Here is a 14,400-nt window from a genome sequence, read left to right as displayed (position 1 = left end):
GGTCCACAGGTCAACGCGTCATGAGTGAGGCCCTGTTGGCCTCGGAGAGCGCGGGAGCGGGCACCGAAGCGGTGCCCGCTGCCGCCGCCTCCGGAGCCCGTCAGTTCTGGCGGCGCCTGCGCACCCAGCGCGCCGCCCTCGTCGCGGGCGGCGTCGTCGCCCTGCTCGTCCTGGTCGCGGTCGCCGCGCCGCTGCTCACCGCCCTCGCGGGCCAGGACCCCACCACGTACCACCCCGAGCTGATCGACTCCGCCCGCGGCGGCGTGCCCGTCGGCTCCCTCGGCGGCATGAGCGGCGAGCACTGGCTCGGCGTGGAGCCGCAGACCGGCCGGGACCTGTTCGCCCGGCTCGTGTACGGCGCCCGGGTGTCCCTCGGCGTGGCCCTGGTCGCCACCGTCGTCCAGGTCGCCATCGGCATCGCCGTCGGGCTCGCCAGCGGGCTCGGCAACCGCTGGGTGGACCTCGTCCTGAGCCGCGCCACCGACGTCATGGTGGCGCTGCCCCTGATGGTCCTCGCGCTCGGCCTGCTCGCCATCGTGCCCAGCGACTTCCCGCGCCCCGTGCTGGTCGCGCTGGTCATCGGCATCGTCGGCTGGGGCGGCATCGCCAAGATCGTGCGGGCCCAGACCATCTCCCTGAAGGCCCTCGACCACGTGGCCGCCGCGCGCCTGAGCGGCTGGAGCGGCGTGCGGATCGCCCGCCGCGAGCTGCTGCCCGCGCTCGCCGCGCCCGTCATCACGTACGCGGCCCTGCTCGTGCCCGCCAACGTCACCGTCGAGGCCGCCCTGTCGTTCCTCGGCGTCGGCGTCAAACCGCCCACCGCGTCCTGGGGGCAGATGATCACCTCCGCCGACGTCTGGTACCAGGCGGCGCCGCAGTACCTGCTGCTGCCCGCCGCCGCCCTCTTCGTCACCGTCCTCGCCCTGACCGTCCTCGGTGACGGCGTGCGCACCGCCCTCGACCCGCGCGCGGCCTCGCGGCTGCGGATCGGCACCGGGCGCAAGCGGAAGGAGGGCTCGTGAACTGGGGCTCCGGGTTCACCGGCTTCGTCCTGCGGCGCGCCGTCGGCGCCGTCGCCACGCTCTTCGTCCTGTCCGTCGTCATCTACGCCGTCTTCTACGTGGCGCCCGGCGACGTCGCCCAGATCACCTGCGGCCCGCGCTGCTCGCCCGCCCAGGTGCAGCAGGTCGCCGACCAGCTGCGGCTCGACGACCCGCTGTACGAGCGCTACCTGGACTTCCTGCGCGGTATCTTCGTCGGCCACGACTACTCGACCGGCACCGGCACGCAGCACTGCTCCGCGCCCTGCCTCGGCCTGTCGTACCAGACCGACCAGCAGGTCACCGAGCTGATCCTGGACAAGGTCCCGGTCACCGGCTCCCTCGCGCTCGGCGCGATGGTCCTGTGGCTGATCCTCGGCGTCGGCACCGGCGTCCTGTCCGCGTGGCGGCGCGGGCGCGTCACCGAGCGCGTCCTGACCGCCGTCACGCTCGCGGGCACCGCGACCCCCGTGTTCGTCATCGGCCTGCTCCTGATGATCCTCGTCTGCGGCCAGCTCCAGTGGCTGCCGTTCCCGCAGTACGTGGCCTTCACCGACGACCCGCAGCAGTGGGCGTGGAACCTGCTGCTCCCCTGGGTGTCCCTGGCGCTGATCGAGTCCGCCAAGTACGCCCGGCTCACCCGCTCCGCGATGCTGGAGACCCTCGCCGAGGACCATGTGCGCACCTTCCGCGCGTACGGCGTCAGCGAGCGGTCCATCGTGGGGCGGCACGCCCTGCGCGGTGCCCTGGCGCCGGTGATCGCGCTCAGCGCCAACGACTTCGGGTCGATGTTCGGCGGCGCCCTGCTCACCGAGACGCTGTTCGGGCTCCCCGGGCTCGGCCGCGAGCTGGTGCAGGCGGTGCGGGTCGTCGACCTGCCGGTGGTCGTCGGCATGGTGCTCGTCACCGGCTTCTTCGTGGTCCTCGCCAACGCCGTCGCGGACGTCCTGTACGCGGTGGCCGACCGACGGGTGGTGCTCGCGTGAGCCTCGTACAAGTGGACGGCCTGAGCGTCGCGTTCGGCGACGTCACCGCCGTCGACGGCGTCTCCTTCACCCTGGAGCGCGGCGCGGCCCTCGGCCTCGTCGGCGAGTCCGGCTCCGGCAAGTCGACCGTGGCGTCCGCGCTGCTCGGCCTGCACCGGGGCACCGGCGCGCGCGTCAGCGGCTCGGTCCGGGTCGGCGGCACCGACGTCGGCGCGGCCACCGACGCCGAGCTGCGGCGGCTGCGCGGCCCGGTCGCCGCCATGGTCTTCCAGGACCCGCTGTCCTCCCTGGACCCGTACTACGCGGTGGGCGACCAGATCGCCGAGGTGTACCGGACGCACGCGGGCGGTTCCCGGCGCGCCGCCCGCGCCCGCGCCGTCGAGGTGCTCGACCGGGTGGGCATCGCGGACGCCGCCCGGCGCGCCCGCTCCCGCCCGCACGAGTTCAGCGGCGGCATGCGCCAGCGCGCCCTGATCGCCATGGCCCTGGCCTGCGGCCCCGAGCTGCTGATCGCCGACGAGCCGACCACCGCCCTGGACGTCACCGTGCAGGCGCAGATCCTCGACCTGCTGCACGGGCTGCGCGCCGAGACCGGCATGGGCCTGCTCCTGGTCACGCACGACGTGGGCGTCGCCGCCGAGAGCATCGACGACGTGCTCGTCATGCGGCACGGCCGGGTGGTCGAGCGCGGCGCCGTCGGCGACGTCCTGTCGGCGCCCGAGGAGGCGTACACCCAGGAGCTGCTGAGCGCGGTGCCGCGCGTGGACGCCGAGCGGGACCGGCGTCCGGACGCCGCCGGTGACGTCGTCGTGGAGGCCACCGACCTGCGGCGCGTCTTCGGGCGCGGCAAGGGGGCCTTCACCGCCGTCGACGGGGTCTCGCTGACCGTGCGGCGCGGCGAGACGCTCGGCGTGGTCGGCGAGAGCGGCAGCGGCAAGACCACCCTCGGCCGGATGCTCGTGGGGCTGCTTGAGCCGACCTCGGGGCGGATCAGCCACGCGGGCGCACAGCGGCGCGGCGGCGGGCCGGTGCCCGGGGTGCAGATGGTGTTCCAGGACCCGGTCTCCTCGCTCAACCCGCGCCGCTCCGTGGGCGAGGCCGTCGCCGACCCGCTGCGCGCCCGGGGCGACCGCGACGAGACGGCGATCCGCGCCCGCGTACGGGATCTGATGGAGCGCGTCGGGCTCGACCCGGCGCACTACGACCGCTACCCGCACGAATTCAGCGGCGGCCAGCGGCAGCGCGTCGGCATCGCCCGGGCGCTCGCCGCCGAGCCCCGGCTCATCGTCTGCGACGAGCCGGTCTCGGCGCTCGACGTGACCACGCAGGCCCAGGTCACCGCGCTGCTCGCCGAGTTGCAGCGCGAGCTGGGGCTCGCCCTGGTCTTCGTCGCGCACGACCTCGCGGTGGTGCGGCAGGTCAGCGACCGGGTCGCGGTGATGCGGCGCGGCCGGATCGTCGAGCAGGGCACCGTGGACGAGGTCTACGGCGCGCCCCAGGACCCGTACACCCAGCGGCTGCTGGCGGCCGTGCCCGCCCTCGACCCGGCGGTCGCGGCGAAGCGGCGCGCCGCGCGGCTCGCGGCAGCGCGGACGGCGCACGAGGAGTTGGCCGTGGCCTGACTCCGCGTGACCGGTGGGGGCGTCCCAGGCGCCCCTCATAACGGCATTCGTCGCGCTATGGGACTCCCATAGCGCGACGGAACGCGACCAGCGCGGGAAAGTTACTGCTCTTCACCCCTTTTGGTGGCGCGACGGACAACCGTCCGTCGCGCCACCCGCATGTCCGCATACGTTCGTCCCGCTGCGAGCCGCCGGTCCAACGGCGGCTCCCCATACGGGAGATCGGGGGTGCACACGTGCGCGTCGGACTGCTTACGGAGAGTGGCTATCCGTATGTGGACGGTGAGGCAGGGCTCTGGTGCGACCGGCTCGTGCGCGGGCTCGGGCAGCACGAGTTCCACGTCTACGCGCTCAGCCGCAGCCGCCGCCAGGAGGCGCTGGGCTGGGTCGACCTGCCGCCGCAGGTCCGCCGGGTGCACACCGCTCCGCTGTGGGCGGCGGGGGCCGGGGGAGCCCGGTTCACGCTGGGGCGGCGGGCGCGGCGCCGGTTCGCCGAGGGGTACGGGGAGCTGGTCGGCGCGGTGTGCGAGGGCGCTCCGGGGGGCGGGGCCCGGGTTGCCTTAAGCCCGTTCTCGGCGGCCGGGGAGGGCTCCGCCCCCCAGGCGGACCGTTTCGGCAGCGCGTTGTACGCGCTCGCCGACCTCGCCCGCGAACACGGCGGCCTCGGTGACGCCCCGCGCTCCGAAGTCGCGGTGCGCGCCCTGGAGAGCGCCTGTCGCGCGCCCGGCGCGTCCCGGGCCGCGCGCGCCGCCCGCGTCCCCGACCTGCTCGCCGTCGCGAGCCGTCTGGAGCGGGTGCTGCGCCCCCTGTCCCTCGACTGGTACGGACCCGACCGGCTCGGCGCGGTCGACCTCTGCCACGCCACGGCGGGCGACGCCGCGGCCCTGCCGGGGCTGCTCGCCGGGCACTTCGCGGGGGTGCCGCTGCTGGTGACGGAGTACGGGGTGCGGCTGCGGGCGCACTATCTGGCGGGGGCGCCTTCTCTGGCGGGGGCGCCTTGGGGAGGGGGGCTTCGGGAGGCTTGGCGGGCGCTGGATGGCCGGGGGGCGCTGGATGGCCAGGGGGTGCTGGGGGCCCAGGGGACGCCGGTGGTTCAAGAGGCGCTGGGGGCCTGCGGGGGACCGGCAGTGCGGGGCGCGTCGGCAGTGCGGGGTGTGTCGGCGGCGCAGAGCGTATCGGTGGCCCAAGGCGTGGCGGCGTCCCAAGGCGTGGCGGCGTCCCAAGGTGTGTCCGTGGCCCTGGGCTCCCAGGCCGCCGCCCTGGGCTCACCGGCCGCCGCGCAGGCCCCGGCGGGCGCCCCGGCACCGGCCGCCGCGCAGGCCCCGGCGCTGAGCGCGCCCGCGCGGGCGCTGCTCGCCTCCTTCCACGGCCGCCTCGCCGCCGAGGTGTACCGCAGGGCCGCGCTCATCACCCCCGGCAACGCGCACGCCCGCCGCTGGCAGGAACGGTGCGGCGCCGACCCGGCGAAGCTGCGCACCGTCCACCCCGGCCTGGACGCCGCCCGGTTCGCCGACGTCGGCGAGGCCGAGCACCCGGGTGAGCCGTTCACGCTCCTGTGGGTCGGCCGCGTCGAGCCCGCCAAGGACCTGATCGCCCTGCTGCACGCCTTCGGCGAGGTGCGCGCGCACGAGCCGCGCGCCCGGCTGCGGATCGTCGGCACCCTCGCGGACGGCCCCGAGGCGGCGGCGTACCTCGCCCACTGCCGGGCGCTGGCCGCGCGGCTCTTCCCCGACGAGGCCGACAGCGCCCACGCGGTCGGCACCAGCCCCGTGTCCTTCGAGGAGATCGGCGGCCCGGGGGCGCCCGACCTCGCCACCGCGTACGCCGCGGGCTGCGTGGTGGTCCTGTCGAGCGCCGTCGAGGGCTTCCCGGTCAGCCTCGTCGAGGCCATGCTGTGCGGCCGCGCCACGGTGTCCACGGACGTCGGCGCGGTGCTCGAAGTCATCGGCGGCACCGGCCTCGTGGTGCCGCCGCGCAATCCGCGGGCGCTCGCCGACGCGTGCCTGGCGCTGCTGCGCGACCCCGAGCGGCGCGCGCGCCTCGGCGCCGCGGCGCGCGCCCGGGCGCTCGAACTCTTCACGGTCGAGCAGAACATCGCCGCGTTCCACGGCATCTACCTGGAGATCGTCTCCCACTGCCCGGTACGGCGCGACGCCCTGGACGCGGCGGGCGAGCCCGTCCCGTTCGCCCACCCCGCCGAGGCCCATGTGCCCGGCCGGTGGGCCGTCGGGACCGGCGGCTGCGGGGGCCCGGCCGCCGGGCCGAGCTGGGCCGCGGGCGCCCCGGCGCGGGCCCGGCTGAGAGGGGCGCTGTCATGAGCGGTTCGGTGGACCTGCCGCGCACCCCGCGGGGGGCCGGAGGCTGGGACGCGCGGTCCCAGGAACTGGTCACCGGCGACGGCGGACCGGCGCCCGCCCCCACGGCCGGACGGGGGCCCGCCCCCGCCCCGCCGCCGTGGACCCCGTGAAGGCGCTGATGCACCGCCACCGCGAGCTGTGCGAGCGCGCCGTCGACCCCCTGGAGATCGCGGCGGGCCTCGAAGCGCACGGGGTGACCGACCGCACCGCCGCCCGGTTCCGGCACCGCGACGTGTTCGCGCTGGCCGAGGAGATGTACGCGCGCGTCCCGCAGGACGGCGCCGAGTGGGACGCCCTGGGCGCGGACCTCGCCGCGCGACCCGGCGCCGCGCGCCCCGAAGTGCCGCCGGGGTGGGCGCTGTTCGCGCTGCTGCCCGGCCTGGTGTGCGCGCTCACCGCCGTCGGCGCCTGGCTGACCGAGGGGCGCGCGCGGCTCGCGGTCGGCGTCGGCGGTGCGCTCGCTCTGGCCGCCGCGGTGCGGCTCGCGCTCCGGTACGGGCCGCTGCGCGCCGCCCGGCCCGGCTCGACGGCCGCCCGCGCGGGGGCGTGCTGGCTGCTCGCGTACGCCCTCGCGGGCGACGCGCTGCTGCGGGCCGCCGTGGGCGGCGGCCCCTTCACGCCGTACGGCGCGTCGTACGGCACGACGTCCTCGGCGGCGTACCAGGTGTCGGCGGCCGTGGCGCTCGGGCTCGCGGCCGCCGTCGCGCCCGGCGCGTGGTGCGCGCGGCTCTTCGAGGTACGGGCCCACGGCAGGCTCGGCACCAGCAGGGGCCTCGCCGACTTCACGGCGTCCGTACGGCCGCTGCTGGTCACCGTGTTCGGGCTGTTCCTGTGCGCGGTCGCCGCGGTCCTGGCCGGGGCCCGCGCGGCGCTGGGCGCGCAGGCCGTGGCGGCGTTCGCGGGCGCCGGGGCGCTGGCCGCGCTGCTGTGGCTCGGGCGGCTGCTCGCCGTCCACGGCTCCACGCGGGCGCCCGCGCTGGTGTACGCCGCCGTGGGCGTCGGCGAGGCCCTGGCGCTCGCCCTGGCGTGGGCGGGTCGCCTTCCGGGCTGCGGGGCGCTCGCGGCCCCCGTGCGGAGCGCGGTCGCCGAGTGGGGCACCGGCGCGGTGCCCGCCCTCGCCTGCGCCCTCGGCGCGACGGTGCTCCTGGCCCGCGCGATCCGCGTACTGGGCCGCGCCTCCGCGCACGCCGGGGGCGCCCCGTGACGACGTACCCGCCCCGACACCCGGCACCCCTGCGACACCGCCCTCACGGCACACCCCACGGGGCCGCCTGGCCCCCGCCACTCCGGGGCACCCTCCTGGCGCTGCGGCACGGGGCCGGGCGCCGCCCGGCACCGCCGTGCGGGAACACCCGTCCTGCCTGGTCGTACGGGACCGTGCACGCGACGCCGTCGCTTCGGAGTGCCCGCCGAGTACCGCCGTGCCGGGCCGCCTGTTTCGCGCAGCTGCACGCGGCCGGGTGCCGCCCGGTGCTGCGGTCCGGGGGCGCCCGTCCTGCCTGGTCGTGCGCAGCTGTGTGCCTGGTGCCGTCGCTTCGGAGTGTCTGTCCCGGTCGGTCGTGTGCAGTCTGGCGTCCTGGGGCGCCGCGCGGGAGTGCCCGTCGGGTCGGGGTGTGCCGAGCCGTTCGCCGCGTCCCGGCGTACCTGGTCGCGCGTGCGACGCCGTCGCTTCGGAGTGCCCGGCGGCTTCCGCCGGGCCGAGCCGCCTGCCCAGGGCGCCCGCGCCAGGCCGCGTACGCCGTCCGCCGCGCAGCGGGCCCGCTCGTCCGCCCCCACCGGCCTCCCGACCGCACCGTGGAACCGGCCGTCCCCCGAGGCTTCCGGCCCTTACTCGTCACGTTCCCGCTTCACCTGAAGGAGACAGCAAGATGACAAGCCCCAGCCTCCGCGCGTCCGTCCAGGGAGGCGGCCGATGAGGGTGCTGCTGATCGGAGCCAACGGATACCTGGGCCGGTTCGTGGCCGACCGGCTGCTCGCCGACCCGGCGGTGCAGCTCACCGCGCTCGGCCGCGGCGACGACTCGGACGTGCGGTTCGACCTCGCGAGCGGCAGCCCCGGCGCGCTCACCCGCTTCCTGGACGCCGTGCACCCGGGCGTCGTCATCAACTGCGCGGGCACCACCCGCGGCGGCGCCCGCGAACTGACCCGGCACAACACCGTCGCCGTCGCCACCATCTGCGAGGCCCTGCGCCGCAGCGGCTGCGGCGCGCGCCTGGTGCAACTGGGCTGCGCCGCCGAGTACGGGCCGAGCCAGCCCGGCTCGTCCACCGCCGAGGACGCCGTGCCCCGGCCCGGCGGGCCCTACGGCGTCAGCAAGCTCGCCGCCACCGAACTCGTCCTCGGGTCGGGCCTGGACGCCGTGGTGCTCAGGGTGTTCTCGCCCGCGGGGCCCGGCACCCCCGCCGGATCGCCGCTGGGGCGGCTCGCCGAGGCCATGCGGCGCGCCATGCAGTCCGGCGACGGCGAGCTGAAGCTCGGCGGGCTCGGCGCGCAGCGGGACTTCATCGACGTACGCGACATCGCGCGCGCCGTGCACGCCGCCTCGCTCTCCGCCGCCCAGGGCGTCGTCAACATCGGCTCCGGGCGCGCCGTGCGGCTGCGCGACGCCGCCGCCGTCCTCGCCCGCGTCGCGGGCTACGGCGGCGCCCTGCACGAGCTGGACCAGCCGCCCGGCAGGCCCGGCATCGTCCACCCGCGCGCCGAGTCCGACCACGCCGCCCCCGCCGCGTACCCCTACCCCGACGGCTGCGGAAGCTGGCAGCAGGCCGACGTGCGCACCGCGCGCGACCGGCTCGGCTGGCGGCCCCGCATCAACCTCGAAGAGTCACTCGCGGACATCTGGATGGAGGCCGCATGCCGCATCTGAAACCCACGACGACGGCCACGACGAGCACCCGCCGCGACGTCGGCATCGCCGTCCCCGGCCTCGCCCACCCGCTGCTCGCGCCCGCCGACTGGGCCGAACTCACCCGCCCCGGCACGCCCCTGCACTGGACGGTGCTCGCCGTCGGCAACGGCGTGAGCACCGGGCACGGCCCCGGCGACCGGCCCGACCCGCACTGCCTCGACGCCACCGGCAAGCTCCGGAACGCGGGCGTCCGAGTGCTCGGCCAGCTCGACGCGGCGTACGGCGCCCGCGCCTTCGGGGAGCTGGTCGCCGACGCCCACCGCTATCTGGACTGGTACCTCGTCGACGGGTTCTACCTCGCCCGCTGCCCCACCGAGCGCACGGCGCTGCCCGAGGTGCGCCGGACCCTCGCGACCCTGCGCGCCCTGCTCGGCGGCGGACACCTCGTCCTCAGGCACGGCACGCACCCGTACCCCGGATACGCCGAGAGCGCCGACCAGTTGGTCACCTTCAGCGGCCCCTGGAGCGACTACCGCTGGTCCCAAGTGGCCGAGTGGACCGCCGACTACCCGCCCGAGCGCTTCTGCCACCTGGTGCACGGCACGCCGCGCGGCCACCTCGACGAGGCGCTGCGCGTCGCCCGCTGGCAGGGAGCGGCGACGATCTACTTCACCGACCGCACGGAACCCCCCGCCCACCGCGCGGACGGCGGCGGCCCCACGGGCGAGCCCTGGGAGGCCCTGCCCGGGTACTGGGACGATATCGTCTCGCGCATCGGACCAGGTGTCTCGGAATGAAGAAGGCCGTGGCAGTGTTACGGGGAGAACCACCGTTCCGCATATCCGACCAACGGAGTCCCCGTGTCGCTGCCACCCCTGGTCGAGCCCGCATCCGAGCTCACCGTCGACGAGGTCCGCAGGTACTCCCGCCACCTGATCATCCCGGACGTCGGGATGGACGGGCAGAAGCGGCTCAAGAACGCCAAGGTGCTCTGTGTGGGCGCGGGCGGCCTCGGCTCACCGGCGCTGATGTACCTCGCGGCGGCGGGCGTCGGCACCCTGGGCATCGTGGAGTTCGACGAGGTCGACGAGTCGAACCTCCAGCGCCAGATCATCCACAGCCAGTCCGACATCGGCCGGTCCAAGGCGGAGTCCGCGCGCGACAGCGTGCTCGGCATCAACCCGTACGTCAACGTGGTCCTGCACGAGGAGCGGCTCGAAGCCGAGAACGTGATGGACATCTTCGGTCAGTACGACCTGATCGTCGACGGCACGGACAACTTCGCCACGCGCTACCTGGTCAACGACGCCTGCGTGCTGCTCAACAAGCCGTACGTGTGGGGGTCCATCTACCGCTTCGACGGCCAGGCCTCCGTCTTCTGGTCCGAGCACGGGCCCTGCTACCGCTGCCTCTACCCGGAGCCCCGCCCCCCGGCATGGTCCCGTCCTGCGCCGAGGGCGGCGTCCTCGGCGTGCTGTGCGCCTCCATCGGCTCCATCCAGGTCAACGAGGCCATCAAGCTCCTCGCGGGCATCGGCGAGCCCCTCGTCGGCCGCCTGATGATCTACGACGCCCTGGAGATGCAGTACCGCCAGGTCAAGGTCCGCAAGGACCCCAACTGCGCGGTCTGCGGCGAGAACCCCACGGTCACCGAGCTGATCGACTACGAGGCGTTCTGCGGCGTCGTCTCCGAGGAGGCCCAGGAGGCCGCCGCCGGTTCGACGATCACTCCCCAGCAGCTCAAGGAGTGGATCGACGCCGACGAGAAGATCGAGATCATCGACGTCCGCGAGCCCAACGAGTACGAGATCGTCTCGATCCCCGGCGCCAAGCTGATCCCGAAGAACGAGTTCCTCATGGGCACGGCCCTGGAGACCCTGCCGCAGGACAAGAAGATCGTCTTGCACTGCAAGACGGGTGTCCGCAGTGCGGAAGTCCTCGCCGTCCTGAAGTCCGCGGGCTTCGCGGACGCCGTGCACGTGGGCGGCGGCGTGATCGGCTGGGTCAACCAGATCGAGCCCGAGAAGCCGGTCTACTAGGCAGCCGGTCTACTAGGCGTAGGCATAGGCACAGGCGTAGGGCCCGAGCGGGGGGCCGCACCGTTCGCGGTGCGGCCCCTCTGCCGTGATCGCCGCCTCGGGGGCTCCGCCTCCCCGGCCCCCCGAAGCGCCCTCGGGCTCCGCCTCGACCGCCGGACGGGCCGACGGCCTCAGGACTCGCAGACCTTGCCGTCCTTCGGGACCTTCCCCTCGATCAGGTAGTCGTTCACCGTGGCGTCCACGCAGTCGCTGCCCTTGCCGTACGCCCCGTGGCCCTGGCCCTTGTACGTCAGCTCGACGCCGACGCCGTCGCCCAGCTCGTCCGCCATCCTGCGCGCGCCCTCGTACGGCGTCGCCGGGTCGCCCGTGTTGCCGACCACGAGGATCGGGGCGGCTGAGGGGGCGCTCACCTCCGGGGTGTCACGCACCCCGGGCACCGGCCAGTCGTGGCACCAGCCCGCCGTGTCCCAGCCCATGTACGCGCCGAACACCGGGGACGTCCTGCGGAACTCCGCGAGCCGCGCCTTGGCCTCGGCGGCCGTCGGGCGCTCCTTCTCGTCGCGGCAGGAGATGGCGCGCTGCGAGTGGCTCTGCGTGCTGTAACGCCCGGACGGGTCGCGCTCGTTGTACGCGTCGGCGAGCTGGAGCAGGGCCGAGCCGTCGCCCTTCTCCGCGTCCTCCAGGGCGCCGGTCAGCATCGGCCAGTACTGCTTGTCGTAGAGCGCGACGATGATGCCCGTGGTCGCCAGGGACTCGCTCAGTTTCCGGCCGTCCGACGTGGTCCGCAGGGGCTCGGCGTCGGCGCGGCGCAGCAGGCGGACTATCTTGCGGGTGCCTGCCTCAGGGTCCTGGCCGTTGGCCTTCAGGTAGTTCTCCAGGGCGCGCTGGAAGCCGCGGGCCTGGTTCAGCGCGTGGTCCACGCCGCCCGCCGTCGGGTCGACGACCGCGTCCAGGGCGAGGCGGCCGACGCGCCGGGGAACAGGTGCGCGTACGTGCCGCCGAGGTCGGTGCCGTACGAGATGCCCATGTAGTGCAGCTTGTCGTCGCCGAGGACCTGGCGCAGCACGTCCATGTCGCGGGCGGCCTCGGCCGTCGTCAGGTGCGGCAGCAGCTTCGCGGCGTCCCGCGCGCAGCCCGCGCCGAAGGCGGCCGCGTCCGCGAAGTACGCCTTCTCCTCGGCCGGGGTGTCCGGGGTGGGGTCCGTGTTCTCCGCGGCCTGGGTGGCCTTGTCGTCGCGGCAGCGCACGCCCTCGCTGGCGGCGACTCCGCGCGGGTCGAAGCTCACCAGGTCGTACCGCTCGCGCAGCGCCTCGTAGTCACTGGCCAGCGCGGGCAGCATGGAGACTCCGGAGCCGCCGGGCCCGCCGAAGTTGAACAGCAGGGAGCCGATGCGGTCGCCGGGCTTCTTGGCCGTGGTCCGGGCGCGGATCAGGGCGACGCCGATGGTCTCGCCGTCCGGCTTCGCGTAGTCCAGGGGGACCTTGAGGGTGGCGCACTGCCACTCGTCGCCGGGCGCTGCCTTGCCCTCGGACGCCTCGCAGGCGCCCCAGTCCAGCTTCTGCGTGGTGAGCGCGGCGGGCAGGGTGGAGGACGGGTCCGGCCTCGGCGTGGGGTCGGCTCCCCGGGCGGGAGGCCGCTTCCCGTCCGGGCGGCCCTGGTCGCCGCCGTCGCTGCAACCGGCCAGCAGCCCTGCCACCAGTGCGCCTGCGGCGGCCAGCGCGGCCGGTCGTGCGAAACGCGGCATGTGAGGTTCCCCCCGCTTTGTGGGACAGTCAGGCCATAGTAGGTCGGGTCACTGACAGTGCCCGTGGCGCCCCGAAGGTGCACGGGGAGAACAGGTCAAGGCGCGGGGCGAACGGCTCAAGGCGCGGGGAGAACAACTCAAGGCGCGGGGAGTACGGCTCAAGCGCCGCACACCGTGCCGGACTTGGGCACCGTCCCGTTCAGCAGGTAGCCGTCCACGGCCTTCCGCACGCACCGGTCCCCGCTGTCGTACGCGCCGTGCCCCTGGCCCTTGTACGTCAGCTCGACGCCGACGCCCTTGCCGAGCGCCGCGGCCATCTTGCGGGCGCCTTCGTAGGGGGTGGCCGGGTCCCCGGTGTTGCCGATGACGACGATGGGGGCCGCGCCCGGGGCGCTCACGTCGGGGTGGTCGGCGGCGCCCTCGACCGCCCAGTCGGTGCAACTGACCATGCCCCAGGCCAGGTAGTCACCGAAGAGGGGGAGGCCTTCCGGAACTCGGGGAGCTTCGCCTCGACGTCGGACGCGGTGTAGCGGGGCTTGTCGTCGGCGCAGTTGATGGCGACGTTCGCGGCCTGCACGTTGCTGTACTCGCCGTCCTCGTTGCGGCCGTTCATCGAGTCGGACAGGAGCAGCAGGACCCTGCCGTCGCCGTCGTAGGCCTGTTCGAGGCCCTCCTTGAGGTACGGCCAGAAGTCCTGGGAGTACAGGGCCTGGGCGATGCCGTTGGTCGCCGCGGTCTGGGTGAGGCGGCGCGGCGGCAGCGCGGGCAGCGGCTTGGCGTCCAGGTCCTTCAGGAGCTTCGCGATGCGGTCCTTGACGTCCTGCGCGCTGTCGCCGACGGGGCAGTCGTCGTCCTGGGAGACGCAGTCCTCGGCGAAGTTGTCGAGCGCGAGCTGGAAGCCCGCTGCCTGGCCGAGCGAGCCCTGTTCGGCCGTCTGCGTGGGGTCGACGACGGCGTCGAAGACGGCGCGGCCCACGTTCTTGGGGAACAAGTGGGCGTAGACGCCGCCGAGTTCGGTGCCGTACGAGATGCCGAAGTAGTGCAACTTGTCGTCTCCGAGCACCTGGCGCAGGAGGTCCAGGTCACGGGCGGCGTCGGTGGTGCCCACGTGGGGGAGCACCTTCTGGGAGTTCTTCTCGCACGCGCCGTTGAAGTCCCTGATGTTGTCGACGAGCCGGTCGCGCTCGGCCGCGTCGTCGGGTGTCGCGTCCTGCTGGAAGAACTCGTCGAGCTGTTCGTCGTCCTCGCAGGTCACGCCCGCGCTGCGGCCCACGCCGCGCGGGTCGAAGCTCACCAGGTCGTAGCGGGTGCGCAGCTTCGCGTACTCCTGGCCGAACGCGGGCAGCGTGGTCACTCCGGAGCCGCCGGGCCCGCCGAAGTTGAACACCAGGGAGCCGATCCGCTGGTCGGCGGTGCCGCTGGTGCGGGCGCGGACGAGTGCGATGCCGATGGTGTCGCCCTCGGGGTCGTCCCAGTCGAGCGGGGCCTTCATGGTGGCGCACTGCCACCTGGCGCCGCCGGGCAGCGGGGAGGGCGCGTCACCGCCCCCTTGGGCGGCCGACGGTGCCGGGCAGTCCTTCCAGCTCAGCTTCTGGTCCGGCAGGGCCTCGCCTGAGGAGTCCCCGGAGTCCGCGTCCCCGCACGCCGTGAGGACGGCGGACAGCAGGACGGCGGTGGCGGCCAGGGCGGGGGCGCGCGGCGGGAGCTTGGGCATGGCTCCATCCTGCGGCGCGGGCGCCGGGGGCGCTCGGGGCACGGGCCGTGC

Annotated in this window: 8 protein-coding genes and 3 pseudogenes; 9 read left to right on the top strand and 2 right to left on the bottom strand. The window is 75.0% G+C overall.

All coding sequences use genetic code 11. The annotated features are described in order from the left end of the window. Window positions 1–20 precede the first annotated feature (20 nt). The 9 genes and pseudogenes from ACOBQU_RS13270 to moeZ all read left to right on the top strand — a co-directional run bounded on the left by ACOBQU_RS13270 (window position 21) and on the right by moeZ (window position 10,891). Window positions 21–1,022: an ABC transporter permease gene (locus ACOBQU_RS13270; protein ID WP_423626873.1), complete on the top strand. Its 1,002-nt coding sequence runs from the start codon at window positions 21–23 to the stop codon at window positions 1,020–1,022. Beyond that, a complete protein-coding gene (locus ACOBQU_RS13265; protein WP_423626871.1) occupies window positions 1,019–2,026 on the top strand; it encodes an ABC transporter permease in 1,008 nt (335 codons plus the stop codon). Before ACOBQU_RS13270 ends, ACOBQU_RS13265 begins: the two co-directional genes overlap by 4 nt. Beyond that, window positions 2,023–3,648: a dipeptide ABC transporter ATP-binding protein gene (locus tag ACOBQU_RS13260; protein WP_423626870.1), complete on the top strand. Its 1,626-nt coding sequence runs from the start codon at window positions 2,023–2,025 to the stop codon at window positions 3,646–3,648. The genes ACOBQU_RS13265 and ACOBQU_RS13260 overlap by 4 nt, the downstream gene beginning before the upstream one ends. A gap of 236 nt (window positions 3,649–3,884) precedes the next feature. Beyond that, the gene (locus ACOBQU_RS13255) at window positions 3,885–5,966 is read left to right on the top strand and encodes a glycosyltransferase (RefSeq protein ID WP_423626868.1); all 2,082 of its coding nucleotides are present in this window, start codon (window positions 3,885–3,887) and stop codon (window positions 5,964–5,966) included. Next, window positions 5,963–6,115, top strand: a complete 153-nt coding sequence (locus ACOBQU_RS13250; RefSeq protein WP_423626866.1) for a hypothetical protein — start codon at window positions 5,963–5,965, stop codon at window positions 6,113–6,115. The genes ACOBQU_RS13255 and ACOBQU_RS13250 overlap by 4 nt, the downstream gene beginning before the upstream one ends. After that, window positions 6,103–7,209, top strand: a complete 1,107-nt coding sequence (locus ACOBQU_RS13245; protein ID WP_423626864.1) for a hypothetical protein — start codon at window positions 6,103–6,105, stop codon at window positions 7,207–7,209. The genes ACOBQU_RS13250 and ACOBQU_RS13245 overlap by 13 nt, the downstream gene beginning before the upstream one ends. Window positions 7,210–7,917: 708 nt before the next feature. Beyond that, the gene (locus ACOBQU_RS13240; protein ID WP_423626862.1) at window positions 7,918–8,871 is read left to right on the top strand and encodes an NAD-dependent epimerase/dehydratase family protein; all 954 of its coding nucleotides are present in this window, start codon (window positions 7,918–7,920) and stop codon (window positions 8,869–8,871) included. Next, window positions 8,859–9,650, top strand: coding sequence for a spherulation-specific family 4 protein (locus ACOBQU_RS13235; RefSeq protein WP_423626860.1), 792 nt, complete (start codon window positions 8,859–8,861; stop codon window positions 9,648–9,650). Before ACOBQU_RS13240 ends, ACOBQU_RS13235 begins: the two co-directional genes overlap by 13 nt. A 63-nt stretch (window positions 9,651–9,713) precedes the next feature. Further along, window positions 9,714–10,891: pseudogene (moeZ, locus tag ACOBQU_RS13230) on the top strand (adenylyltransferase/sulfurtransferase MoeZ). A gap of 170 nt (window positions 10,892–11,061) precedes the next feature. On the opposite strand, the pseudogene ACOBQU_RS13225 reads toward moeZ, so the two are convergent. Together ACOBQU_RS13225 and ACOBQU_RS13220 are read right to left on the bottom strand one after the other, a co-directional pair. Further along, window positions 11,062–12,635: pseudogene (locus ACOBQU_RS13225) on the bottom strand (alpha/beta hydrolase). Window positions 12,636–12,793: 158 nt separating this feature from the next. Continuing rightward, window positions 12,794–14,349, bottom strand: a pseudogene (locus ACOBQU_RS13220) (alpha/beta hydrolase). Window positions 14,350–14,400: the final 51 nt, after the last annotated feature.

It is taken from the genome of Streptomyces sp. G45 (assembly GCF_049542095.1).
Classification (GTDB): domain Bacteria; phylum Actinomycetota; class Actinomycetes; order Streptomycetales; family Streptomycetaceae; genus Streptomyces.
Note: the sequence above shows the minus strand (reverse complement) of the source record. Positions and strands in the feature narration are given on the sequence as shown.

Excerpts from the sequence above, each read along its gene's own strand:
- ACOBQU_RS13240 (WP_423626862.1), top strand. The coding sequence starts at position 7,918 with ATGAGGGTGCTGCTGATCGGAGCCAACGGATACCTGGGCCGGTTCGTG.
- ACOBQU_RS13235 (WP_423626860.1), top strand. The coding sequence starts at position 8,859 with ATGCCGCATCTGAAACCCACGACGACGGCCACGACGAGCACCCGCCGC.
- ACOBQU_RS13250 (WP_423626866.1), top strand. The coding sequence starts at position 5,963 with ATGAGCGGTTCGGTGGACCTGCCGCGCACCCCGCGGGGGGCCGGAGGC.
- ACOBQU_RS13270 (WP_423626873.1), top strand. The coding sequence starts at position 21 with ATGAGTGAGGCCCTGTTGGCCTCGGAGAGCGCGGGAGCGGGCACCGAA.